The 530-nt window shown below is 43.8% G+C and carries 1 protein-coding gene; it reads right to left on the reverse strand.

The window, feature by feature from the left end:
- Nucleotides 1–530, reverse strand: a 530-nt coding sequence (gene mlaE / locus E0L37_RS21285; protein WP_133493631.1) for a lipid asymmetry maintenance ABC transporter permease subunit MlaE, incomplete at both ends; no start/stop codon positions are given.

Below are 530 nucleotides of genomic sequence, written 5' to 3' on the forward strand. Positions count from 1 at the left end.
TTACTGATCCCCTCAGATGTAGGAACACAGTCATAGCCTTTGTAAAGTGCAATCCAGGTCACAATCATGGCGAATACAAAACTCTTAATCATGCCGTTCACAATATCTTGTTGAAACGACACTTGCGCTTGCATGATTGACCAGAAGCTTCCTGAATCAACACCAAGCCAATCAACACCCACTAAATGAGCGCCGATAATAGCAACCGCAGAAAATATTAATGCAAGTAATGGCATACTGATAAAACCAGCCCAAAAACGCGGTGCAATAATGCGTTTAAGTGGATCAATCGCCATCATTTCTAAACTTGATAATTGCTCGGTTGCTTTCATTAAACCAATTTCAGCAGTAAGTGCACTGCCCGCGCGGCCTGCAAACAGTAACGCAGTTACTACAGGGCCTAACTCCCGTAATAAGCTCAATGCCACTAAAGGCCCTAAGCTATCTTCAGCACCATAGCCTACTAATACGGTGTAACCCTGCAGGTCGAGCACCATACCGATGAATAAGCCTGACACCATAATGATTAA

The organism is Alcanivorax sp. 24, from assembly GCF_004360225.1.
GTDB classification, from domain to species: Bacteria; Pseudomonadota; Gammaproteobacteria; order Pseudomonadales; family Alcanivoracaceae; genus Alloalcanivorax; species Alloalcanivorax xiamenensis.